A 23,505-nucleotide genomic window follows, 5' to 3' on the forward strand; every position below is an offset into this window, starting at 1 on the left:
GGCCGGGCGGCGGCGCTGCGGGCGAGGGCGGGAAGGGCGGAATCGGCCATGCGGCTACCCGTTGCTGCGCGGGACGCCCGGCGGCGTCCAGACGATGTCGGCGACGCGGATCGCCCGCGGAATGATTTTCAGGCCGTGAAAGCGGTCGGCGATGCGCTGCTGCTCGGCGGTGAGTGCTGCATCCATCGGCGCGATCACGTACTTGATGCGCGCGACGGTGCGCTCGGTCGCCGGCAGCGGCACGCCGGTGATGCGCGACAGGCTTCTGGCGACCTCGGCACGGTTCGCCTCGCACCACGAAGCGACGCCGCCGAGGGCTTCGATCGCGGCGGTGAAGCGCTCGGGACTGGCCTCGATCGCCGTGCGGTTCGCCAGGAAGAAGTTGTTGGTCGGCGTGATCTCGGAGGCCTGCGCCAGGATGCGCACCCCCTCCCCCGTCTCGGCGATGGCGAAGTACGGATCCCAGACCGTCCAGGCATCGACCGCGCCGCGGGCGAAGGCGGCGGCCGCATCGGCCGGGGCCAGCGTCACCGGTACGATGTCGCCGTAGCCGAGACCGGCCTTTTCCAGCGCGGCGATGGTCAGGTTGTGAGCGCTCGAACCCTTGGCGAAGGCGACGCGCTTGCCCCTGAGGTCCGCAAGCGTCTGAATTTTTGAGCCTTTCGGCAGCAGGATCGCCGAGCCCGAGCCGCCGTTCGGCTGGGCCGCCGCATAGACGAGATCGGCCTTCGCGGCCTGCGCGAAGATCGGCGGGGCGTCGCCGACCTGCCCGAAATCGATGCTGCCGAGGCTTAGCGCCTCCAGCAGCGGCGGCCCGTAGGAGAACTCGACCCAGGTCACGCCGACGCCGAGCGACCGCAACCGCGTCTCGATCGCGCCCTGCTCCTTGGCCACCGCCAGGATCCCGTTCTTCTGGTAGCCGACGTGCAGCAACCCGCCCTCCCCCGCCCGCGCAGGGCGCGACGGGACGGACAAGGCGGTCGCGAGCACTCCTGCGAGGGCGAGACGTCGGGTGATCATGCAGCGTGAGACCTCAGCGCGCGGCGGCGATCCGCCGATCGCTCTGCCGGAGGTCGAGATCGAGCAGCACGTCGAGTTCGGCCGCGGCTCGGGCGACGCGCTCCAGCACGAGGTTGTCGGCGACGCGGCCGTCCACGATCTCGGTATCGCCGGCATAGACGGAGGTCGGCACGGTCTGGGCCGAGAAGAAGCCGAAGAGCGGCCGCAGGGCATGCTCGACGACCAGCGCGTGGCGCGGCCCGCCGCCGGTGGCGGCGAGCACCACGGGCTTGCCGACCAGCGCGTCGGGATGGACGAAGTCGATGAGGTGCTTGAACAATCCGCTATAGGCGCCCTTGTAGACCGGCGAGCCGACGATGAGCGCGTCGGCCCCCTCGATCGCCTCGACGATGCGCGCGGCCGGCAACGGCAGGGCGTCGCGGCTCGCCACCGCGATGCCGGTACCGGCATCGACGAGGTCGAAGATCTTGAGATCGACGTTGCGCAGGCGCGCGACCTCGGCGGCGACGGCCTCGACCAGGGTGCGGGTGCGCGAGGGGCGATGGGTGTTGCCGGAGAAGGCGACGATGCGGACGGCCATCAGCGGGCTCCTGCGGGAGCAAAGGAAGGAGACGTCATCGGGCACGACCTGCATGTGGAGGGGCGGACGCTCCGCCGGCGCGCCGATCGGGGATGTCGTCACGACATATCCACGATCGGCGGCACGACATCGCGTTTTCGAGAAAGCAGAGAGAGCGTTGTTCGTTCCGGACGACCGCTCAATTCACGCGATAGTATTGCCGCAAGACTTGCGCGGTCAATGAATTGATCTTGCGTTATAGGCTGGCTCTCAGCGAAGACTTTTCCGCCGAGGCGGCCCGGGGGAGAATTTTCTCGCCCTTCCCTCCGGGGGCGGGCACGCCGCCGGGTCTGTTGCAGAACCATCACGTATCCAGAATTCAACGTGCACGGGCGTTGCCGAAGCATTACCTCAGGATTAACGTCGATCCGACAAAAGCTGAAGCAAATCAGCATCTTATCATCATTCTAAACAAGCGGCGGACGTGCTGTGGCGCGCGTCCGAACGGGGGCGTTTGCGCCCTTCGATGGGGGCTCTCATGCGTACGAATTCTGTCATCTCCACCGCCGGTCCGGTGCGCCGCCGCAAGGTGGCGGGGCTCGTCCTGTTGCTGGCCGGGGTGAGCACCGCGGCGATCACAGCGGCCAGCGCCCAGACGGCCTCGGGCAGTACGGCCCGGCTCGACGAGATCGCGGTCGAAGGTCAGGCCAACGGCGTGAGGCCGGTCGACAGCAGCGGCGTCGGCCGCACCGCCGGCACCGTGAGCCGGCCCGGCGCCGACGGCCGGATTCCGCGCGAGGATCCGAAGGGGCCGATCGACGGCTACGTCGCGACCCGCTCGGCCACCGCCACCAAGACCGACACGCCGCTGATCGAGACCCCCCAATCGATCTCGGTGATCGGCCGCGAGCAGATCCAGGCGCAGGGCGCGACGACGCTGACCCAGGCGACCCAGTACACGGCCGGCATCTATTCCGGCGTCACCGGCGTGGACGAGCGCGTCGACTTCTTCAACCTGCGCGGCTTCCGGGCGAGCGACTACGGCATCTACAAGGACGGCCTGCAGCTTCTCAATTACGGCTTCGGCACCCTCAAGACCGAGATCTTCGGCCTGGAGCGCATCGAGGTGCTGCGCGGGCCGTCCGCAGTGCTGTTCGGCGCCGGCAATCCGGGCGGTCTCGTCAACCAGGTCACCAAGCGGCCGACGACGGTGCCGTTCGGTTACGTCGAGGTTGGCGGAGGCTCGTTCGGCCAAGTCTACGGCGCCTTCGACTTCGGCGGCCCCGCCGACGATTCCGGACACTGGTTCTATCGGCTCACCGGCATCGGCCGGACCGGTGGAACCCAGGTCGACGGTGCCGATTCCGACCGCTACTACATCGCCCCGGCGATCACGTATAAGCCGGACGGCGCGACCTCGTTCACCCTGCTGACGAGCTATCAGCGCGACTCGAGCGCGGTGACCTCGAACTTCCTGCCCTATTCCGGCACCGTGCGTCCGAACGCGAGCGGCTTGCGCATCGACCGCTCGCTGAACGTCGGCGATCCGACCTTCAACAACTTCCAGCGCGAGCAGCTCTTCGCCGGCTACGAGTTCGAGCACGCCGTCGACGAGACCTGGACCGTGCGGCAGAACCTCCGCTACTCGTTCAGCGACGGCTACCAGAACTCCTATGTCGGCCAGCTCGGCTACACCGATGCCGCACAGACGCAGCTCGGGCGCTACCAGTTCGGCTTCACCGACAAGGTCAGCCTGTTCCAGGTCGACAACCAGGCCGAGGCGCGCTTCACGGACGGGCTGTTTCAGCACGACCTGATCTTCGGCGTCGACTACAAGAACTACACCCTGTACGACAACCAGCAGGTTCTGTTTCCAGGGCCGTCGCTCAATCTCCTCGCTCCGACCTTCGGTCCGGCGCAGGACCGGGCGCCGGTCAATCTCGTCGACGTGCCGCGCTTCACGCAGCTCGGTCTCTACGCCCAGGACCAGATCAAGCTCACCAACAACCTGAGCCTCGTCGGCGGCCTGCGCCAGGACTTCGCGACGAGCGACGTGAAGGTGAAGTTCAGCCGTTTCGGCGACCCGAGCACGAGCCGGGACGACCAGGCCCTCACCGGGCGCATCGCGCTCATCTACAACTTCGATTTCGGTCTGGCGCCCTACGTCGCCTACTCGACCTCGTTCCAGCCGCAGATCGGCCGGGACTCGATCACGAACACCGCGCTAGTGCCGGACCGGGGCGAGCAGGTCGAGGTCGGCGTGAAGTTCCAGCCGATCGGCGCGGGCTACTTCCTGACGGTGGCGGCGTTCGACCTCGTCCGCGACAACCCGCCGATCCCCTCGGCCTTCGCCAACGGCAGCAGCACCACGCAGCAGGGCAGCGTCCGCTCGCGCGGCATCGAGGCGCAGTTCGTCGCCAACCTCTTCGACGGCCTGAACGTCGTCGCGGCCGTGACCCACTACGACCTGGAATACATCAAGAGCCAGCAGACGGCGCTCCTCGGCCTGACGCCGATCGGCACGCCGGAGACCTTCGCCTCGGCTTTCCTGGATTACACGATCCCCGTGGGCGAGTTCCGCGGCTTCGGTCTCGGCGGCGGCGTGCGCTACATCGGCCGGTCCTTCGCCGACGGCCTGAACACGCTGACGGTGCCGGAATACGTACTGTTCGATGCGACGGTGCATTACACCTGGGACCGCTGGCGCGCGGCGATCACGGCCGCCAATCTCGGCGACCGCCGCTTCGTGACCTCCTGCACGGACACGAGCAACTGCTTCTACGGCGAAGCCCGCCGCGTGATGGGAAGCCTCGCCTACAAGTGGTGAATCGAGCGGCCCCGCCCGGCATGGGCGGGGCTACGCTCCGCATGACGTCGTGCTTGCTGTGGCGCAAACGCGACGGCGCTGGGCTATTCGCGTCACGGCGTTGACGGCGTTGCAACCAGAGCGCTAGCTCGGACGTGACGGTTCCCCTCGGGGATCAAAAGGGAACGCGGTGAGAGGTCTTTGGACCCCGAGGCCGCGGCTGCCCCCGCAACTGTAAGCGGCGAGCCTTCCACCACCGATGTCACTGGGTTCCTCGACCCGGGAAGACGGATGGACGGCGACGACCCGTGAGCCAGGAGACCTGCCGTCAGTCGTGGTCACACGCGAAACGCGTCGGGCGGGGTGCTCCGGCGGGTGTCGAGGCACGCGGCCGACGTCGTGTGGCGAGACCTGTTCGCGGTGACGTGCCACTGCCGTCGCCCGAGGTTCTCTTGTCGGTTTTCCGTTCCGTCCCAACGCTGCCCCGCGCGGCGCGTTTCGTCCTGCCCGCCCTCGGCCTGCTGGCCTGCGCCGCGCCGGCCGCGGCCGAGGATGCCCGCCTCGACGAGATCGCCGTCGCCGGCGAAGGCGCGCCCGGCCCAGTCCCCGCTTCGTCCGGCGGCCCGGCCGCGAGCGCCGGCTATGTCGGCGGCGTCTCCGGGATCGGCGGCGCGCTGCGCACCGTCGATTCCGCCAGCGCCGACACCATCTCGGGTGCGGCGCTGAACAGCCGGCCGGTCACCCGGCCCGGCGAGGTGCTGGAATCGGTGCCCGGACTCATCGTCACCCAGCATTCCGGCGAGGGCAAAGCCAACCAGTTCTTCCTCCGCGGCTTCAACCTCGATCACGGCACCGACATCGCCATCAATGTCGACGGCATGCCGGTGAACATGCGCACCAACGCCCACGCCCAGGGCTATGCCGACATCAATTTCCTGATCCCCGAACTCGTCGCCGGCGTCGAATTCCACAAGGGCCCCTACTTCGCCCGCGACGGCGACTTCGCCTCCGCCGGCTCGGTCCGCATCGACTACCTCGACACCGTCGAGAAGAACCTCGCGCTGACCTCCATCGGCAGCTTCGGCTACAAGCGCGCCCTCACCATCGCCTCGGCGCCCTTGGGCGAAGGCCACCTGCTCGTGGCCGGCGAGGCCCAGGTCTATGACGGCCCCTGGGAGGTGCCGGATGCGTTGCGCAAGGTGAACGGCGTCGTCCGCTACAGCCAGGGCACTCAGCTCGACGGCTTTTCCGTCACCGGCATGGCCTATGCCAGCCGCTGGACCGCCACCAACCAGATCCCTGCCCGCGCCGTCTCCGAGGGGCTGATCGGCCGCTTCGGCACGCTGAACCCCACCGACGGCGGCGATGCTTCGCGCTTTTCGTTGTCCGGCCGCTGGAGCGGGACGGACGACACCGGCGTGACGCGGGCTTCGGCCTACGTCATCCGCCAGCAGATGAACCTGTTCAACGACTTCACCTATTTCCTCAACGATCCGGCCAACGGCGACCAGTTCCACCAGCTCGACCAGCGCATCCTCGGCGGCGGCGAGGTGGCCCACATCTTCCAGGGCGACCTGTTCGGTCGGCCGATGGAGAACGAGATCGGCGTGCAGACCCGCACCGACTCGATCCGCGTCGGCCTGTTCAACACCACGAACCGCCGGTTTCGCTCCGGGATCCTCGACGACCGGATCTTCGAATCGAGCGGCGCCTTCTACTTCGACAATCGCGTGAAATGGACCGACTGGCTGCGCACCAGCATCGGCTTCCGCGCCGACGGCTACTACGCCGACGTGGTCTCCGACACGCCCGCCAATTCCGGCAAGGCGCGCGACGGCATCGTCAATCCGAAGCTCGGGCTGGTGCTCGGACCCTGGTTCGACACCGAGCTGTTCGTGAACTACGGCGGCGGCTTCCACTCGGACGACGCCCGCGGCGTCACCGCGACGGTCGACCCGTCGAGCCCCCTCTTCAACTTGCAGCGGTCGCCCTTCCTGGTGCCCTCCACCGGCTCCGAGGTCGGCATCCGCAATGCCTCGCTGCCGAGGCTGGTGACGACGGTCACGCTGTTCCAGCTCGATTTCGCCTCGGAAAACCTGTTCCAGGGCGACAGCGGCACCACCGAGCCGAGCCGCCCGACCCGCCGCTACGGCGTCGAATGGACCAACCGCTACGCCGTGACCTCCTGGCTCTCGCTGGAGGGCGACCTCACCGTGACCCATGCCCGCTTCACCGAGTTCGATCCCGCTGGTAGCCGCATCCCGGAGGCGCCCACCACCATCGCCTCGGCCGGTGTCACCTTCGGCGAGCCGCTCGGCTGGTTCGGCGCCATGCGCTTCCGCTATTTCGGCCCGCGCCCCCTGATCGAGGACAATTCCGTGCGCTCGAAGCCGACCGCGCTCCTCAACGGCCGCATCGGCTACAATTTCGACAACGGCATGAGCCTGGCGCTGGACGTCCTCAACCTGACCAACGCCCGGGCCGACCAGATCACGTATTTCTACGAGTCGCGGCTGCCGGGCGAGGCGGCGGAGGGCGTCGCCGACCGGCACTTCCACCCGGTCGAGCCGACGGCCGTGCGGCTGACGCTGGCCGGACGGTTCTGAGACCGGCGGCCCCGTCGGCCGTCGAGACCGGGTGCTTCACGGAAACGCCCCCTGCACCGTCGCAGCCAGTGGGAGCGCTCAATCCCGCGGCGGCCGCACGTCCTCGGCCTGCAGCTCCTTGAGCGGCGCGACGATGGCGCAGACGACGCCCTCGGCGGGGTAGCCGAGGGTCACCGCGCCGCCGAAATCGCCGGCGAGGCCGCGCGCGATCAGGCGGGTGCCGAAGCCGGTGCGGGTCGGCGCCACCACCGGCGGGCCGCCGGTCTCGCTCCAGAGCAGGTGGACCTGCGGGCCGGTCGCGGTGTCCCGGAGGGTCCAGGCGAGCGTCACCCGGCCCGCGGCCCGCGACAGCGCCCCGTATTTCGCGGCATTGGTGGCGAGTTCGTGCAGGATCAGCGCCAGCGACATCGCCGCCTTGGCCCCGACGTTCACCGCCGGCCCCGAGACGACGAAGCGGTCCGGCCCGTCGCGATGGGGCTCCAGGGCGCTCTCGGCGAGGGTGTCGAGGGGCGTCGAGCCGAGCGAGCCGCCAAGCAGCAGGTCGTGCGACTTGCCGAGCGCGATCAGGCGTCCGGCGAGCACGCTCTTGGCCACGTCGAGGTCGGCGGCGTTGCGCATGGTCTGCGTGGCGATCGACTGCACCATCGCGAGCATGTTCTTCATGCGGTGGCTGAGTTCGAGGTTGAGGACCTGCTGCTGCTCCTCGGCCTCGACCCGCGCGATCGCCGCCCGCGTCCGGTCGGCGACGTTGCGCAGGAAGCCGACCTCATCCGGCGTCCAGTCGTGCGGCACCCGCTTCAGGATGTAGAACATCGCCACGAAGCGGCCGTGCTCCATCACCGGCAGGTTCACGAGGGCCCGCACGTCGATCGCCTCGAGGCCCTCGACCTGGCTGGCGGAGCGCGGATCGCGGGCGGTGTCGGCGATGAGCACGGTCTCGCCCGCCTTGAGGTCGGCGATGTAGGAGCCGTATTCGCGGAACTGGTGCAGCCCGGCGAGGCTCGTCAGCCCCGGTGCGCTCCAGCATTGCGAGATCAGGATGGTCTCGCCCTCGTGGTCGACCGCCCCGTAGCCGGCATGGGAGAGGTCGAGCATGCGCCCCATGATCGCGGCGGCGATGGCGGCGATCTCGCCCTTGTCGCCGAGGTCGCGCACGCGGTCGCCGAGTTCGATCAGCGCGGCCCGGCGGCGCTCGGTGCGCTTGCGCTCGCTGATCTCGAGGAACAGGGCCGCGAAGCGCTGGCCGCCTTCCTTGAAGGCCCGCACCTCGAAGGTGCGCCCCAGCGCCGGCACGTCGATCTCGAACAGCTCCGGTACGCCGGTGTCGACCACGCGGGCATAGGTATCGATCAGGCTTTGCGCGATATCGGGCACCGCCTCGCGTATCGTGCTGCCGGCGATGCCGGCCGGGAGACCCGACTGGGCAGTGAAGGCGGGGTTGACCGCAAGGAACCGGAAATCCGTCGCGTGCCCCTCCGGGTCGCGGATGAGCTCGGCCGTGAGGAAGCCTTCCTGCATGCCGGTGAACAGGCCGCGCCAGCGCGCCTCGCTGGCGCTGATCTGGCGCTCGGCATCCTTCTGGACGGTGATGTCGCGCGAAACCACCAGAAGCTTCTCCGGCCGGCCGTCCTCGTCCGGAATCGGCGTGACCTGCACGTCCCACCAGCGTGGGTTGCCGGCCATGGTCGGGGTCGAACCCTGGAAATGCCCGGTCCCGCCGGCCCGCGCCGTCGCGATGGCCGCGAGCGCGTCCGCATTGCCCTGGCCCTGCCAGAAATCCGGCCAGGGACAGCCCTGGATCGCGTTGAAGTCGCTGACCTCCATCACCCGCATGCCGCCTTCGCTCATGAAGGTGAGGCGGGTGTCGAGATCGAGCACCTTGATGCAGTCGGCCGAGGCCGCGAGCACGCTGCGCATGAACTCGGCGTCGGCGCGCTGGCGCCCGGCGGCGAGGCGCTGCTCGGTGCGGTCGCGCAGGATCTTGATGAAGCCCTCCGGCGTGCCCTGCTCGTCGCGCAGCGGCATCATCTCGCCGTTGGCCCAGAACAGGCTGCCGTCCTTCTTGCGGTGCCAGCGCTCGTCGCTGCCGCGCCCGTGCAGCAGGGCGCTGCCCATCTCCTTCTCGGCGATCCGGTCCCGCTCGTCCTGGTCGGTGAAGAAGACGTGGGCGTGCCGCCCCAGCATCTCGGCCTCGCTCCAGCCGAGGATCCGCTCCGCGCCGGAGTTCCAGCTCGTGACGAGCCCCTCCAGATCCATCGAGATGATGCCGTAATCGACGGCGCTCTCGAGGATGGCCGCGTTGCGGCGGTCGCTCTCCCGGCGCTCGCGCAGGGCCCGGCGCAACTCCAGCGTCGTCATGACCTGGCGCGCAAGCGTGCGCAGGATCAGCCGCTGCGCCGCGCTCAGGTCGTTCGGCTTGGTGTCGATGACGCAGAGCGCGCCGAGCGCCACGCCCTCCGGCGTCGCGAGCGGCATCCCGGCATAGAACCGGATCTTCGGGTCGCCGGTCACCAGCGGGTTGTCGGCGGTGCGCGGATCCCGGGTCGTGTCGGGGATCACGAAGACGTCGTCCTGGCTCGCCGCATGCGCGCAGATCGAGAACCGGACCGGCGTCTCGGTGGACGCGAGGCCGACTCGCGCCTTGAACCATTGCCGGTCGCCGTCGATGAGCGAGATCAGCGAGACCGGCATGCCGCAGGCGGCCGAGGCCGCCGAGACGATGTCGTCGAAATCCGCCTCGGCCTCGGTATCGAGAACCGCGTAGCGCGCCAGGGCAGCCCTGCGCTCGGCCTCGTTCGACGCGCTGAGCGCGGCTGGCACCATAGATTGTCCCTGAGTCCGCTTCGATCGCATTCGGACGGGAGGCCGAACCCTGATCGGGTGATGCGCCGAAACGCCGGATCCGACAAGGATCACTCACGGGGCCGGGCGTATCCGGCCGGATCGTCCCCGCGACCGAAGCGCCGGGGATCCCGAGATGGTGTGTCCGAGACCCGGCATCGGGGCCGTCGATACCTGAGGTTAAGACCGGCCCGGCTGAACCTGACCTGACCGGCCCTCGTGTTGCGCCGCGGCGGCAATCTCCGTAAGCCGTCCGCATTCGCCTGGACCCGGTGCAAGCCCGGGTGGCTCTTCCGGCCGCCGATCCGCCGGATCACGCATTCGAGACCTTTTCCGGAGCGCGCCGACACGGCGCGGCCGCCGGTCTCCTGCGGATTTCCCTCATGACATCGTTCCAAACATACGCCCGCGCGTGGGTCTCGAACTTGCGCGGGGACACCCTGTCCGGCCTCGTCGTCGCCCTGGCGCTGATCCCCGAGGCCATCGGCTTCTCGGTGATCGCCGGCGTGGATCCGAAGGTCGGGCTCTACGCCTCCGTGGTGATCGCGATCGTCATCGCCTTCGCCGGCGGGCGCCCGGCCATGATCTCGGCCGCCACCGCGGCCACCGCCGTGGTGATGGTCGATCTCGTGCGCGACCACGGCGTCCAATACCTCTTCGCCGCCACGATCCTGATGGGGCTGATCCAGATCCTCGCCGGCCTGCTCAAGCTCGGCCGGCTGATGCGCTTCGTCTCGCAATCGGTGATGACGGGCTTCGTCAACGCCCTGGCGATCCTGATTTTTTTGGCGCAGTTGCCTGAGCTGATCGGCGTGCCGACGGCGACATACGGGCTAATCGCGCTCGGCCTCGCCATCATCTACGGCTTGCCGCGCCTCACCCGCGCCGTGCCCTCGCCCCTCGTCGCCATCGCGGTGCTGACGGCGGTCACCGCCGCGTTCCACCTCGACGTGCGCACCGTCGCGCATCTCGGCGCCCTGCCCTCGACCCTGCCGAGCCTCAGTCTGCCGCAGGTGCCGCTCACCTTCGAGACGCTGCACATCCTCCTGCCCTACGCCGCGACGCTCGCCGCCGTCGGCCTGTTGGAGAGCCTGCTCACCGCGCAGATCGTCGACGACATGACCGACACCGGCAGTTCCAAGAACCGCGAATGCGCCGGCCAGGGCGTCGCCAACATCGCCTCGGCCCTGTTCGGCGGCATGGGCGGCTGCGCCATGATCGGCCAGTCCGTGATCAACGTCTCCTCGGGCGCCCGCGGCCGGCTCTCGACGCTGGTGGCGGGCAGCTTCCTGCTGGTGCTGCTCGTGGCGCTGCAGGACCTGCTCGCCGTGGTGCCGGTGGCGGCGCTGACGGCGGTGATGATCATGGTCTCGCTCAACACCTTCTCCTGGCGCTCGCTCGCGGCGCTCCGCACCAACCCCCTGCCCTCGTCCGCCGTGATGCTCGCCACCGTGGCGATGGTCGTCGCCACCCGCGACCTGGCGCTGGGCGTGCTCGTCGGCGTGCTGCTCTCGGGGGTGTTCTTTGCCGGCAAGGTCTCGCGCCTGAACCGGGTGACGTCCGATCTCTCGCCGGACGGGCGTGTGCGGACCTACCGGGTCACCGGACAGGTCTTCTTCGCCTCCGCCCGCACCTTCGCCGACGCCGTCGACGTGCTGGAGCCGGTGGAGCGCCTCGTCATCGACGTGCACGCCGCGCATTTCTGGGACATCTCGGCGGTTGCCGCCCTCGACAGCGTCGTCCTCAAGGCCCGCGCCCGCGGGCACGAGGTGGAGGTCGTCGGCCTCAACGCGGCCAGCGCGACGCTGGTCGAGCGCCACGGCACGCACGACAAGCCGGGGGCGTCGCTCGCGGTGCATTGAGTGCCGCGGGCATGTGGAGGACGCGCCTCAGCGTCGGAGCTGCGCCCCGGTCAGTACTCGCACAACAGGTCTTCCCAGCCCTTGCCGGCCGAGAGCCGGGCGGCCAGCGTCTCCCAATCCGCGATCGGCTCCGACGGCGTGCCGTCCTGTTCGATGAGCCGGATGCTGGAGAACAGCACACGGAGATCGTGGAAATAGGCGTCCGCGGGCTCGCCGAAATATCGCGTCGCGCAGCCGGGATTGTATTCCGTGATCAGGATCGGCCGGAACCAGTCGAGCGTGCGGCGCGCGCCCCTCAGAACGCGGCGCTCGGAGCCTTCGACGTCGAGCTTGATCAGGTCGAGGCGGCGGACCGGATGCACGTCGAGCCAGTCGTCGAGCCGCATGGCCTCGACCGCGTCGAGGGTCAGGTTCAGTTCGCGCTCGGCCACGGACGGGATGTTGGCACGCAGCCGCGTCAGGCTGTCGGCCGCGTCCCCGCACGCCACGAAGGTGCAGCCCTCGACCTCCTCGGCCGCGGCCATGCTCAGCCATGCCGGCGCGTCCCATAGGGCGAGGTTGGCGACCTTGACGCGGCCGGCATCGGCGGAGCGATCGACGTTGAACCGCAGATGCGCGGCATTGCGGTCGGCCGCCTCGAAGGCGATCACCGAACCGGCTAGCGAGGCGAGGCCGAGGGTGTGCGCGCCGATATTCGCGCCGATGTCGAGGCAGGTCCAATCGCGCCGCACCAGCCGGGCGAAGCAGGCGCGCAGATGAGGCTCCCAGTCGCCGTCGAGCACCTTCAGCGGACCGAACACACTGAGATCGCTCGACGTGCCGGCGACGAGGACGCGTTCGCCGTTCGGGAGCCGGAGCGGCGCCTCGCCGCTGTCGGCGGGGGCTCGATGGTCGGTTGTCATGGCGCTGCACGCTTGCTGATCGGTTCGGGCAGGGCGGGACATGGCGGCACGCGCCGACCCAAAATGGGGCGGCGGCTCGGTAAACACTTTTCCGGCTCGATGCGTATCCCATCCGATCGCATCGGTCCGGCGGTTCCCGGGCTGCCGGGCCGTCCTTCGACGAACCGGCAGCGTTTCGTCGGAAAGCGCTCCGGCACGCCGCGCCGGCATTTTCGGGCTATGGCACCCCCGGGCAGTCCCGCCGCGCGCGAAGCAACGAACCATCCGATGACCGATGCCCTGATGCGCAAGGTGTCCTGGCGGCTGCTGCCGTTCCTGATGCTCTGCTATTTCGTCGCCTATCTCGACCGGGTGAACGTCGGCTTCGCGGCGTTGACCATGAACCGCGACCTCGGCCTGTCGGCGGCGGTCTACGGGTTCGGGGCGGGCGTCTTTTTCCTCGGATATTTCCTGTTCGAGGTGCCGAGCAACGTGGTCCTCGAAAAGGTCGGCGCGCGGGCCTGGATCGCGCGGATCATGATCTCGTGGTCGCTGGTCTCGGCCTCCACCGCCTTCGTCGTGGGCGAGCGCTCGTTCTTCCTGGTGCGGTTCCTGCTGGGTCTGGCCGAGGCCGGGTTCTTTCCCGGCATCATCCTCTACCTGACCTACTGGTACCCCTCCGAGCGCCGCGCCGGCATCGTCGGCACCTTCATGATGGCGGTGCCGGTCTCGGCGGCGATCGGCTCGCCGCTCTCGGCCTGGATCATGGCCGCCGCCGACGGGGCGCACGGTCTCGCCGGCTGGCAATGGCTCTACCTGCTGGAGGCGGCCCCGAGCCTGCTCCTCGGGATCGCAGTGCTCTTCGTCCTCACCGACCGGCCGGAGGCGGCGGCGTGGCTGACACCCGCCGAGCGCGACGAACTCGCCCGGGAGATCGAACGCGACCGGAGGGCGACGGCGCGCGAAAAAATCGGGCTGAGGCAGGCGCTGGTGCATCCCCAGGTGCTGGGGCTCGCCCTGGTCTATCTCGGGCTCAGCGCCGGCCTCTACGGCATCGGCCTGTGGCTGCCGCAGATCGTGAAGGGGTTTGGGCTGACCACGCTCCAGACCGGCTTCGTCGCGGCGGTTCCCTACGTGGTCGCGGCGGCCGGCATGATCGCCTGGACGCGCCGCTCCGACCGGCGGCAGGAGCGTATTGGGCACGTCGCGATCCCGGCGATCCTCGGCGGGCTGGCGCTGGCCCTGTCCGGACAGACCGATGCGCCGGTCGCGGCGATGGCGCTGCTGAGCCTTGCGACGCTCGGCGTCTTCTGCGCGCTTCCGACCTTCTGGACCCTGCCCACCGCGCTCCTCACCGGCAGCGCCGCCGCCGGGGGTATCGCGCTGATCAACGCCGTCGGCGGGCTCGGCGGCTTCATCGGTCCCTACCTCGTCGGCTGGATCAAGAACGCCACCGGCCGCTTCGACCTCGCGCTCGCGGCCATCGCCGCGATCATGATCGCGGCCGGCCTCCTGACACTGCTGCTCGGCCGGGCGATGCGGCGCGCGTAACCCGCCGATCCGGCAGGGCGAAGATTTCGCAGCGGCTGCGATGCGGCCGCCTGCGATGGGAGCTCTGCGATGCTGAAGGGATCGATTCTGCTGGCGGGGTTCCTGGCCGGCACGGGGACGGCGTTCGCCTCCCTCTCGGGTCTCGTCGGCGCCTGGGGCCATGATTTTGCGGTGACGCCGTTCGCGCCGAAGGAACTCATGGTCGCGGTCGCCACCGACAAGGCCACGGGGAAGCAGTTCAACGTCGTGAAGATGAGCGACGGCCACCTCATGGCCGTGGTCCCCTTCGACGCGATGAAGGAGCCGCCCGGCGTCCCGCCCAAGGACCTGATGTAGTTTCGTGCGGCACCGCACACACGAGCGGCGCACGGGGTAACCCTGAGGTTGCGGGGCACGATCTCCAGGGCAACGCCCCGCCGCAGCCCAAGGACAAGCGCGATGAAGGTCCTGATCGCCGCCACGCCCCTCATGGGGCACATCAACCCACTCCTCGCCATCGGCCGCCTGCTGGCCGAGCGCGGCGACGACGTTCTCGTCACGACCTCCGCCGCCTTCGCGATGAAGGTGGAGGGCGCGGGCCTGCGCTTCGCGTCCTATCCCGACGATGGCGCTTCGGAATTCCGCGAGACGAGCCTGCCCGCCGGGCCCGAGCGCTACCGCCGCGAGTTCGAGCGACGCTTCATCGATCCGATGCCGGTGCAGGCCGAAGCCCTGCGCGCGCTGATCGCCCGCGAACGCCCGGACGTCGTCGTCGCCGGCAGCATGTTCCTCGGCGTGCTGCCGCTGCTGCTCGATGCCGAGCGCCCGCGCCCGCCGATCGTCACCGTCAACGTGAGTTTCCTGTTCCTCGACCGGCCCGACAGGGCGCCCGTCGGCATGGGCCTGCCGCCGGCGAAGACGGAGGCCGAGCGCGCGCATTACGCCGTCCTCGGCGCCGGCATGGACGCCGCCTTCGTGAACCCGGTGCGCGCCTACACCGACGCCGTTCTCGCCCGCATGGGCCTGCCGCCGCTGCCGGCCTCCCTGCCCCACTCCATCGCCGTGCTGCCGGACGCCTTCCTGCAGCCGACCGTGCCGGAATTCGAGTACGACTACGGCACCTTGCCGCCGGGCCTCCGCTTCGTCGGGATGCTGTCGAGCGCCCCTCCGTCCGGCCAACCCCGCCCCGACTGGTGGCCCGAGCTCGACGGCGGCAGGCGGGTGGTGCTGGTGACGCAGGGGACGCTCGCCAACCACGACCTTTCGGAGCTGCTGGAGCCGGCGCTCCAGGCGCTCGCCGAGCGTGACGACCTTCTGGTGATCGCCACCACGGGAGGGCGGCCGGTGGAGGAGATCGGGGTGCCGATCCCGGCCAACGCCCGGGTCGCGCCCTTCCTGCCCTTCGACGCGCTGCTGCCGAAGGTCGACCTGTTCGTCACCAATGGCGGCTATGGCAGCGTCTCGATGGCCCTGGCGGCCGGCGTGCCGATCGTCTCGGCCGGCCTCACCGAGGACAAGGCCGAGATCAACGCCCGCGTCGGCTGGTCCGGCGCCGGCCTGAACCTCGCGACCAACACGCCGAGCGCGGCTGCCCTGCGCGGGGCGACCGGAACCGTGCTCGCCGATCCCCGGTTCAGGAAGCGTGCCGCAATGCTGTCGGACGCCCTCGCGGGCCGCGACGCACGGCACGAAATCCTGTCCGCACTGGACGATCTCACCCGGGCCGGGCCGCGCTCCGACAGGAGCCGTCCCGCTCCATCCGCACCGTTGCGCGCGGTACCATCCAACGATGCCGGCTCGCCGGCACGGCACAGGAGAGCGTCATGACCTCGATCCCGATCCGCATCGCGTCTCCCGCCAGCGTCCCGGCCCGCCTGGTCTCCGGCGCCGCGGCCCTTGTGCTGTCTCTCGCCACTGGCACACCGTTGCGCTCGATCCCGCACCTCATGCCGCATCCCGGCGAGCAGGGCGGCCCTTATCTGGGCCTGTGATCCTCTGTCCGTCCCGTCCCGATCCAGGCCTTCGATGACCGAACCTCACGAGACCGGAGCCCGCCCCCTGCGGGTCGTGGTCGATCTCAACCGCTGCCAGGGCTACGCCCAGTGCTGCTACGCCGCGCCCGAGCAGTTCGAGATGCGCGGCCACGAGATCCTGTTCTACGACCCCACCCCGCCCTCCGAAAAGCAGGCCGAGATCGCGCGGGCGGCCCAGGCCTGCCCGGTCCGGGCGATCAGCTTCGATACGGGAGCGAAGGCGTGAGCGCGGATCGCGGCGTCGTCGTGGTCGGCGCCTCGCTCGCGGGGTTGCGCGGGGCGGAGGCCCTGCGGCGCGGCGGCTATGCCGGCCCGCTCACCCTCGTCGGCGACGAGCCCTACCAGCCCTACGACCGGCCACCGCTCTCGAAGCACGTGCTCGCCGGGGAGCTGCGCCCCGACGCCACCGCCCTGCCCCACCTCGTCGATCTCGACGCGACCTGGCGGCTCGGCCAGCCGGCGGTCGGACTCGACCGGGCCGCACGCATGCTGCGCCTCGCGGATGGCAGCGCGCTGCCCTACGAAAAACTGCTGATCGCCACCGGCGCCCGGGCGCGGTCCTGGCCGGTCACGGAAAAGACCGGCCCGCTGCCCTCCGGCATCCACACCCTGCGCAGCCGGGACGACGCCGCGGCCCTGCGCTCCGCCCTGGCCGCCGGCCCGAAGCGCGTGCTCATCGTCGGCGCCGGCCTGATCGGCTGCGAGGCGGCCTCCTGCTGTCGCGATCTCGGCCTCGCCGTCACCCTCGCCGATCCGAACCCGACGCCGCTCGCCCGCATCCTCGGCAGCCGGATCGGGGGCGTCATCGTCTCCTGCCTCGACACGGCCGGCGTCGACTTCCGGCCCGGCACTCATGTCGACGCGTTCGAGGCCGATGACGCCGGCCGGGTCTGCCGGGCGCGGCTGAAGCAGGGCGCGGCGATCGAGACGGATTGCGTGATCGTGGCGCTCGGCGCGACCCGCGACACCGGCTGGCTGGCCGATGCCGGCCTGATGGCGGACGAAGGCGGCCTGACCTGCGACGTCGCCTGCCGGGCGCTCGACGCGGACGGGCAGCCGGCCCCCGGCATCTACGCCGCCGGCGACGTCGCGCGCACCCCGAACCCGCTCCATGTCGGCCGGCTCGCGGCCTTCGAGCACTGGGGCAACGCCGTCGCGCAGGCGGGCCACGCCGCGCGCAACATGCTGGCGGCCGAGGACGACCAGCAGGAATACCGGCACCTGCCCGCCTTCTGGTCGAGCCAGTTCGGCATCAACATCAAGGGCGTCGGCCTCGCGGACGGTGCCGACACGGTGGCCGTGATGCAGGGCTCGCGGGCCTCGCGCCGCTTCCTCGCCGTCTACGGGCGCGAGGGGCGTACGATCGCCGCGATCTCCTTCGACCAGGCCCGCTGGCTGCCGGCCTATGCCGAGCGCATCGAGGCCGGCGCCGCCTTCCCGCCGATCCTCGGCGCCACCGACCAGTCGATCAAGGATTTCGGGGTTCCGGATTTTCCCCAGCCCCGTTCGCGTTGAGACACCCCGCCATGTCGCACGACACGCTCTTCGCCGAGGTCACGGACCCGGCCAACCGGGCAGACCCCTACCCGCTCTATGCGCGCCTCCGGGAGACGCCCGTGTCGCGCCAGGGCGACGGCAGCTACGTGGTGAGCACCCACGCGGCGATCCGGGGCCTGATCTTCGATCCGCGCCTGAGCTCGGAAGACCTGCCGCCCTCGCAGCGGCCGCCCACCGGCAACCCGTTCAAGGACTGGATCGTCAACCCGATCAAGAACCGCGTCGTCAACGCGCACCGGCCGCTGATTTTTCGCGATCCACCGGATCACGATACGCTTCGCGCCATCGTCATGGAGCAGTTCACCATCCCCCGGGTCCGCGGCGTCCACCGCGAGGTCGAAGGCATCGTCGAGGACCTGATCGACAAGCTTCAGGGCCGTGACGAGATCTGCCTCGTCGAGGACTTTTCCTATCCGCTGCCGGTGATGGTGATCTGCCGGCTGCTCGGCGTGCCGGAGGAGGACGAGGAGCAGTTCCAGAAATGGGCGACGGTGCTCGCCACGGCCCTGGAGCCGGATTCCCGCGGCGACGAGGAGGCGCGCCACGCCACCGCCACCGCCTTCGACGCGATCTCCGACTACATGCGCGGCCTGATCAAGGAGAAACGCAAGAACCCCGCCGACGACATGCTCAGCGGCCTCGCCAACCCCGAGCCCGGCAAGCCCGCCATGGGGGATTTCGACCTGATCGCCTCGGCGATCCTGCTCCTGGTCGCCGGCCACGAGACCACGGTGAACCTCATCACCAACGGCATGCTGACGCTGATCCGGCACCCCGAGGAGCTGGACAAGCTGCGCCGGGATCCCGAGCGCGCCCCGCGTCTCATCGAGGAGCTGCTGCGCTACGAGCCGCCGGTGCATTTCCGGACCCGCAAGGCGCTCGGCGACATCGACATTGCCGGCACCACCATTCCGGCGGGAGCCCCCGTCATCCTGCTCTTCGCCGCCGGCAACCGCGACCCGGCCCGCTTCGCCGATCCGGACCGCTTCGACCCCGACCGCGAGGACAACCAGCATTTCGGCTTCGGCGGCGGCCTGCATTACTGCCTCGGCGCGCCGCTCGCCCGGATCGAGACCGAGATCGCGCTGAACGCCCTCGTGCGCCGCTTCGTCGCCCCGCGCCTGCTACAAGACCCGCCGCCCTATCGGCCGGGCGCCTCCCTGCGCGGCCCGGAAAAACTCGGGATCGGGCTCGAGCGCATCGCCTGATTCGACGGCCGGTCCGCCGAACCTGCATCGCGGCGCCGGCCCCTCCCCGCCCTTGCCCCAGTCCTCGTGTGCCGCGCCCGCGACGACGGGAGCGGGAGATCCGGCCGTCCACCCTGTGGACAACGCGCACGGACAAGCTTTCGCCCGGTTTGGGGCGGGCCATGCCGCCACGCAGCCAACCACAGGAGGCTGATGTGGTGATCCTGAATCCGCTCACGGGCGAACTCGTCGAGCTTCCCGCCCCGCCGCCGAAGCCGCCCTCGCACCGGGTGGTTTGACCCGTCGAGACCGGAACGGGCCGCTTCGCACGGCTCGTTCCGGTTCGCGGCCCCTCACGGGCCGTCGGAGATCCCTTGCCGCAGCCGTTCCGCCACGTCCGCGGCGTAGTCGTCCCAGGTCCGCAGCGGGCGTGCGACCGCTTCCGCCGTAAGGCGTTCGAGCATGGCCGGTTCGGTGGCCAGCCGTATCAGGCCCGCGGCGACGCCGTCGTCGCCGTCCATGTCCGTCATGAGCGTGCCGCCGCCCGGCGCCACCTCCGCCATCGCCGAGCCCGCATGGCAGAGGCAGGGCCGCCCCAGCCAGAGGCTTTCCAGGACGGGCATCCCGAACCCCTCTTCGCAGGACGGGTACACGCTCGCGTGGTGGGCATCATACAGCCCGGCCAGCCGGCCATCCCCGATGCGGCCTTGTGCCGTGGCTCCCGGCGTGACGGCGAGCAGCGCTTCGATCTCGGCGTCGTGGTCGGCGTATCCGGTGCGGCGTCCGATCAGGGTCAGGTGAATCGCCTGCCCGCTCCGGTCCTGTGCCAGCCGCACCGCGCGCAGCAGCCGCGGCAGGTTCTTGCGCGGTTCCCAGGTCGCGACGGTCAGCAGCCGAAGCGGCTCGTCCGGCCGACGCGGCGGGGAGATTTCCCGCACCCGCGGCCGATCCGCGAACTGGCCCGGCAGCGGCACCACCGCGATCGGCGGAACCCTCAGGCCCTCCGCCTCCAGATATGCGCGCAGGTGCCCGGCCACGAGACCGGTCGTCGCGAAGACAAGGTCGGCGCCGGCGAACATGCGGAAGTAGCGCCGGTACACGGCCCGTTCGAGCGGCCCGTAGAGCTGCGCCAGCCGGATGGGGATGAGGTCATGAACGATCGCGGCAGCACGCAGCCCGTGCGCGTGGGCGAGCTGGATCGGATCCGGTCCCTCGCCCAGCATCGACATCGGGATCTCGGGGAGCAGCAGCCATTCCGCTCCCGGGCCTGCCGCGGTCTCGCATACGCGCAACAGCCGGCGCACCGGATCCCAGCCTGTCGCCGCCAGATCGAAGCCGCGCCGGACGAGCCCGTCGGCGAGACGGCGGGTGACGCGCTGGATGCCGGTCTCGAACGGCTGCGCGTCCGTCGTCTCGCGCCAGTACAGTACCTTCGGTACGGGGCGCGCCTTGTCCTGGCCGATTGGGACGGGGCTACCTTGGAGCATCGCTCGTCTCATGCCGGTGACCGTACCACGCGGCGCCGCCCCCGAGGCGCCGGCCTCGAGGGCGGCCGCCATCAGGCGGCGACCAGGCTCAGGAGCGGAGCGCCACGCATGGTCTCGACGGCGACGGCCGCCTCGGGCGCGACCCAGCGCGGCAAGGCATGGCGCACGAGTTCGATGCGCAGGAACACCGTGCCACGGCAGCCGTCGAACAGGGCCGCCGGAAGCCGGGACCGCCCCGCCGTCCAGCGCCGCACGCCCTCCTCGCAGTCGTGGAAGCCGAGGCAGAGCAGGGGATCGTCGAGCGCGACGGAGCGCTTATCGCCGACGCCGTCGTCGATCGTGATGCCCTGGATGCAGAGGCCCAGACGGCGCGGGTCCGGATTGCTCGAGACTTCGCACGGCACGCTGGTCTGCGAGATCAGCCAGACGTCCTTCGCTGAGGCCGGCAGCACGAAGCGGGCGCCGAGGCCGTGCGTGTCGGCGTCGATCCGTTCGCCGTCCACCATCATGTGCATGTCCGCCCACGGGGCGTCGTCGTGCCGCCAGCCGAGACGTTCGGCGCGAGCCTGGACCTGTCCGCGCACGGCGTCGACCAGCGCGCCTCCGGCGTGGAACGGGCGGCAGAAATCGGCATGGGTGCGCGCGGCGGCGTCGGCATCGGGCGTCGCGTCGAGTGCGACCACGTCGCCGTCCGCAAAGAAAGAGCGGTTGCCCATGTCGAGATAGCTCTCGGCCGGCTGGCCGTTGGCGATCAGGATATCGTGGCTGTCGAGCTGGACGTGCCAGTAGGTCACCGTCTCGACGTCCTGATGGGTGATCGTCGTCCCGTTGACGAGCGACGAGGCCGGGATCAGCACCTCGCCGAGCACGTCGAAGCAGAGGCTGTGGCCGGGGGAGACGAGCAGGTCGCGCGAGGGCCGGTTCTCGGCGAAGGCGCCGGCCGCGATGCGCACGGGCAGGATTTCGGCCGGACGGGGATGGCGCGTGCAATCGATCGTGCGGCTTCCGATCCAGCGGATCGGGCGCTGCGCACCGGAGGCGGTGACCGTGAGGTCGCCCACCGCGAGATCCTCGACCGCGACGTCGCCGCGCGTCGTCTGGATCAGCGTGCCGGTGACGAAGCAGACGATCGACGGGCTGTCGGGAGCAGTCACGTCCAATCTGTTGATCGGGGTCAACAGATTCAGCGGCGGAAGTGATCCGGCGCTGACAGCCACAGTGACCGGCGCCTGAAACCCGGTAGGCGTAACATCGAAGTAGTAAACTGGTTCGGTTCCTACGAGTGGCAGGCTGAAACCAGTGTAGGTGCCGGGTAACCCTGCCTCCAAAATGCCACCGATATTAAGATCGAGGGTGACGGGCGAGTTCGGCCGATTGATCGTTCCGTTCACGGTCACGCTCGCGGCTCCGCTGGCAAGCGTCGTCCCGGTATATCCTCCAAGAACACTAGCGCCGAGCGATGATTTGCCGGCGCCAAACACCGAATTTTGGAAAGTTTCTGACATTTCAGTCCCCTTATTGCAGGGACATCTGTAGTAAGGATTTGAATACGATCTAGGCTTTATAACAGAAAACACTTTCCATCTCGTCGAATGCTGATCTGAAATGACTTTTTCAGAAAAGCGGTCTGGCATCGTGTTGCGTGCGGTAGATTTGCCGCTTTCGATCGAAACTCGAAGGAAGCCCACACTGTGGGTACCGGTCGGCGTTCGCTCGCGAGCGGCCCGGGGCAGCTGGGCAGAGGTCTGCCCTCAGAGCGTGTTTGAGCCCTTCAGCCGGCTGGCCTGCCCCTGAAAAGTGGTCCTCCCTGAGGTATGGCTTTGAGCCATGTGGAGGATGTCATCATGGGACGGAAGAAGCTTACGGCTGAAGAGATTGTCGCCAAGCTTCGTCAAGTGGATGTTTTGGTCTCGCAAGGACGCAAGGTGGCTGAAGCAATTCGATCCATCGCGGTGACCGAGGTCACGTACGATCGCTGGCGTTCCGAGTACGGCGGCTTGAAGGGTGATCAGGTCAAGCGGCTGAAATCCCTGGAGACGGAGAACCTGCGCCTGCGCAGGGCGATCTCTGACCTCACCCTTGAGAAGCTCATCTTGAAGGAGGCGGCTTCGGGAAACTTCTGAGCCCGGCTCGCCGCCGGGCTTGTGTCGACCACGTTGTTGCCGAGCACGGCGTGTCGGAACGCTTCGCTTGCCGTGTCCTGGGCCAGCATCGCTCGACGCAACGCACATCCGCCGTCGTAGTCGAGGACGAGGTCGCTCTGACGGCTGCCATCGTCGCTCTCGCTCTCCAGTACGGGTGCTACGGCTACCGTCGGATCACGGCGATGCTCCGGCGTAATGGCTGGACGGTGAACGTGAAGCGCGTCGAACGGATCTGGCGACGAGAGGGGCTCAAGGTTCCCGCACACCAGCCGAAGCGGTCGCGCCTCTGGCTCAACGACGGCTCGTGCATGCGGCTGCGACCGGAGCGTCCCGACCATGTCTGGTCCTACGACTTCGTCGAGCACCGCACACACAACGGTCGCAAGTACCGGATGCGGAACGTCATCGATGAGTTCACGCGCGAGTGCCTGGCTATCCGTATATCTCGCAAGCTGAAGACACTCGACGTGATCGATGTTCTCTCGGATCTGTTCAGCCTGCGCGGTATGCCGGGTCATATCCGCTCGGACAACGGGCCGGAGTTCATCGCCAAAGCGGTCCAGGACTGGATCGCAGCCGTTGGCTCGCAGACCGCCTACATCGAGCCGGGCAGTCCGTGGGAGAACGGCTATTGCGAGAGCTTCAACGCCAAACTGCGGGACGAACTTCTCGACGGCGAGGTGTTCCACACCCTCAAAGAGGCCAGCGTCGTGATCGAGCAATGGCGCAGGCACGACAACAGCATTCGTCCTCACTCGTCACTCGGCTACCAGCCGCCTGCGCCAGAGGTCGTCATCTGGCCAACCGAACCGAGCAGCTCAACGCCGTTCGTCAGCCCCACCATCGTCACCAGACCGGCGATGCACTAGAGCCGCATCCGATCATGCTGGATCGTATGCATCGTATCCAGCGGCGGCGAGGTAGTTGCGACATTCGGCAGGGGTGAAGGCAGCGAACGCGTTCTGGATCGCCTGCCGGAGGTCGGTGACGGT

Annotated in this window: 17 protein-coding genes, 1 pseudogene, 1 riboswitch and 1 other annotated feature; of the genes and pseudogenes, 11 read left to right on the forward strand and 7 right to left on the reverse strand. The window is 69.2% G+C overall.

Annotated features, from left to right (window positions below; all coding sequences use genetic code 11):
- Nucleotides 1–54 precede the first annotated feature (54 nt).
- Nucleotides 55–1,020, reverse strand: a complete 966-nt coding sequence (locus FV217_RS16955) for an aliphatic sulfonate ABC transporter substrate-binding protein (RefSeq protein ID WP_147818352.1) — start codon at nucleotides 1,018–1,020, stop codon at nucleotides 55–57.
- Nucleotides 1,021–1,033: 13 nt separating this feature from the next.
- The gene (gene msuE / locus FV217_RS16960; protein ID WP_147818365.1) at nucleotides 1,034–1,600 is read right to left on the reverse strand and encodes an FMN reductase; all 567 of its coding nucleotides are present in this window, start codon (nucleotides 1,598–1,600) and stop codon (nucleotides 1,034–1,036) included.
- Nucleotides 1,601–2,117: 517 nt separating this feature from the next.
- On the opposite strand from msuE, the gene FV217_RS16965 reads away from it, so the two are divergent.
- Both FV217_RS16965 and FV217_RS16970 read left to right on the forward strand, forming a co-directional pair.
- The gene (locus FV217_RS16965; protein ID WP_147818353.1) at nucleotides 2,118–4,406 is read left to right on the forward strand and encodes a TonB-dependent siderophore receptor; all 2,289 of its coding nucleotides are present in this window, start codon (nucleotides 2,118–2,120) and stop codon (nucleotides 4,404–4,406) included.
- Nucleotides 4,407–4,527: 121 nt separating this feature from the next.
- Nucleotides 4,528–4,730, forward strand: a riboswitch (cobalamin riboswitch).
- 224 nt (nucleotides 4,731–4,954) lie between these two features.
- Entirely contained in the window at nucleotides 4,955–6,991 is a 2,037-nt protein-coding gene (locus FV217_RS16970; protein ID WP_246682889.1) for a TonB-dependent receptor, read from the forward strand.
- 78 nt (nucleotides 6,992–7,069) lie between these two features.
- On the opposite strand, the gene FV217_RS16975 is transcribed toward FV217_RS16970, so the two are convergent.
- Nucleotides 7,070–9,814: a PAS domain-containing protein gene (locus FV217_RS16975; RefSeq protein WP_147818354.1), complete on the reverse strand. Its 2,745-nt coding sequence runs from the start codon at nucleotides 9,812–9,814 to the stop codon at nucleotides 7,070–7,072.
- 280 nt (nucleotides 9,815–10,094) lie between these two features.
- Nucleotides 10,095–10,150 (forward strand) — a sequence feature (sul1 is cis-regulatory element that is thought to sense ions involved in sulfur or methionine metabolism; They are found in Alphaproteobacteria).
- Between the two features lie 65 nt (nucleotides 10,151–10,215).
- Here FV217_RS16975 and FV217_RS16980 point away from each other — a divergent pair.
- Nucleotides 10,216–11,694, forward strand: coding sequence for a SulP family inorganic anion transporter (locus FV217_RS16980; protein WP_147818355.1), 1,479 nt, complete (start codon nucleotides 10,216–10,218; stop codon nucleotides 11,692–11,694).
- 50 nt (nucleotides 11,695–11,744) lie between these two features.
- On the opposite strand, the gene FV217_RS16985 is transcribed toward FV217_RS16980, so the two are convergent.
- On the reverse strand, nucleotides 11,745–12,596 hold the full coding sequence (locus FV217_RS16985) for an FkbM family methyltransferase (RefSeq protein WP_187272609.1): 852 nt from the start codon (nucleotides 12,594–12,596) through the stop codon (nucleotides 11,745–11,747).
- A gap of 267 nt (nucleotides 12,597–12,863) precedes the next feature.
- Here FV217_RS16985 and FV217_RS16990 point away from each other — a divergent pair, with 267 nt between their 5' ends.
- From FV217_RS16990 to FV217_RS17015, 7 genes are all read left to right on the forward strand, one after another.
- Nucleotides 12,864–14,126: an MFS transporter gene (locus FV217_RS16990; protein WP_147818357.1), complete on the forward strand. Its 1,263-nt coding sequence runs from the start codon at nucleotides 12,864–12,866 to the stop codon at nucleotides 14,124–14,126.
- 69 nt (nucleotides 14,127–14,195) lie between these two features.
- Nucleotides 14,196–14,462: a hypothetical protein gene (locus FV217_RS16995; protein ID WP_147818358.1), complete on the forward strand. Its 267-nt coding sequence runs from the start codon at nucleotides 14,196–14,198 to the stop codon at nucleotides 14,460–14,462.
- A 102-nt stretch (nucleotides 14,463–14,564) separates the two neighbouring features.
- Nucleotides 14,565–15,932: a glycosyltransferase gene (locus tag FV217_RS17000; RefSeq protein WP_147818359.1), complete on the forward strand. Its 1,368-nt coding sequence runs from the start codon at nucleotides 14,565–14,567 to the stop codon at nucleotides 15,930–15,932.
- On the forward strand, nucleotides 15,929–16,096 hold the full coding sequence (locus FV217_RS22985) for a hypothetical protein (protein ID WP_187272610.1): 168 nt from the start codon (nucleotides 15,929–15,931) through the stop codon (nucleotides 16,094–16,096). Before FV217_RS17000 ends, FV217_RS22985 begins: the two co-directional genes overlap by 4 nt.
- Nucleotides 16,097–16,163: 67 nt before the next feature.
- Nucleotides 16,164–16,364, forward strand: coding sequence for a ferredoxin (locus FV217_RS17005; protein ID WP_147818367.1), 201 nt, complete (start codon nucleotides 16,164–16,166; stop codon nucleotides 16,362–16,364).
- Nucleotides 16,361–17,653: an FAD-dependent oxidoreductase gene (locus FV217_RS17010; RefSeq protein WP_147818360.1), complete on the forward strand. Its 1,293-nt coding sequence runs from the start codon at nucleotides 16,361–16,363 to the stop codon at nucleotides 17,651–17,653. The genes FV217_RS17005 and FV217_RS17010 overlap by 4 nt, the downstream gene beginning before the upstream one ends.
- Before the next feature lie 11 nt (nucleotides 17,654–17,664).
- Nucleotides 17,665–18,903 (forward strand): cytochrome P450, encoded by a 1,239-nt coding sequence (locus tag FV217_RS17015; RefSeq protein ID WP_147818361.1) that lies wholly within the window; start codon nucleotides 17,665–17,667, stop codon nucleotides 18,901–18,903.
- A 332-nt stretch (nucleotides 18,904–19,235) separates the two neighbouring features.
- On the opposite strand, the gene FV217_RS17020 is transcribed toward FV217_RS17015, so the two are convergent.
- Both FV217_RS17020 and FV217_RS17025 read right to left on the reverse strand, forming a co-directional pair.
- Nucleotides 19,236–20,441 carry a glycosyltransferase gene (locus FV217_RS17020; protein WP_147818362.1) on the reverse strand — a complete coding sequence of 402 codons (1,206 nt, stop codon included), beginning with the start codon at nucleotides 20,439–20,441 and terminating at the stop codon, nucleotides 19,236–19,238.
- On the reverse strand, nucleotides 20,441–21,523 hold the full coding sequence (locus tag FV217_RS17025; protein ID WP_187272611.1) for a Hint domain-containing protein: 1,083 nt from the start codon (nucleotides 21,521–21,523) through the stop codon (nucleotides 20,441–20,443). Before FV217_RS17025 ends, FV217_RS17020 begins: the two co-directional genes overlap by 1 nt.
- A 690-nt stretch (nucleotides 21,524–22,213) precedes the next feature.
- Here FV217_RS17025 and FV217_RS17030 point away from each other — a divergent pair.
- A protein-coding gene (locus FV217_RS17030; protein WP_147818364.1) for an IS3 family transposase occupies nucleotides 22,214–23,382 on the forward strand; the annotation gives its coding sequence in 2 pieces (ribosomal slippage) (nucleotides 22,214–22,478 and nucleotides 22,478–23,382; 1,170 coding nt in all).
- A 12-nt stretch (nucleotides 23,383–23,394) separates the two neighbouring features.
- Here FV217_RS17030 and FV217_RS17035 read toward each other — a convergent pair.
- A pseudogene (locus FV217_RS17035) lies at nucleotides 23,395–23,505 on the reverse strand (IS630 family transposase); the annotation flags it as partial.

It is taken from the genome of Methylobacterium sp. WL9, assembly GCF_008040035.1.
GTDB lineage: Bacteria > Pseudomonadota > Alphaproteobacteria > Rhizobiales > Beijerinckiaceae > Methylobacterium > Methylobacterium thuringiense.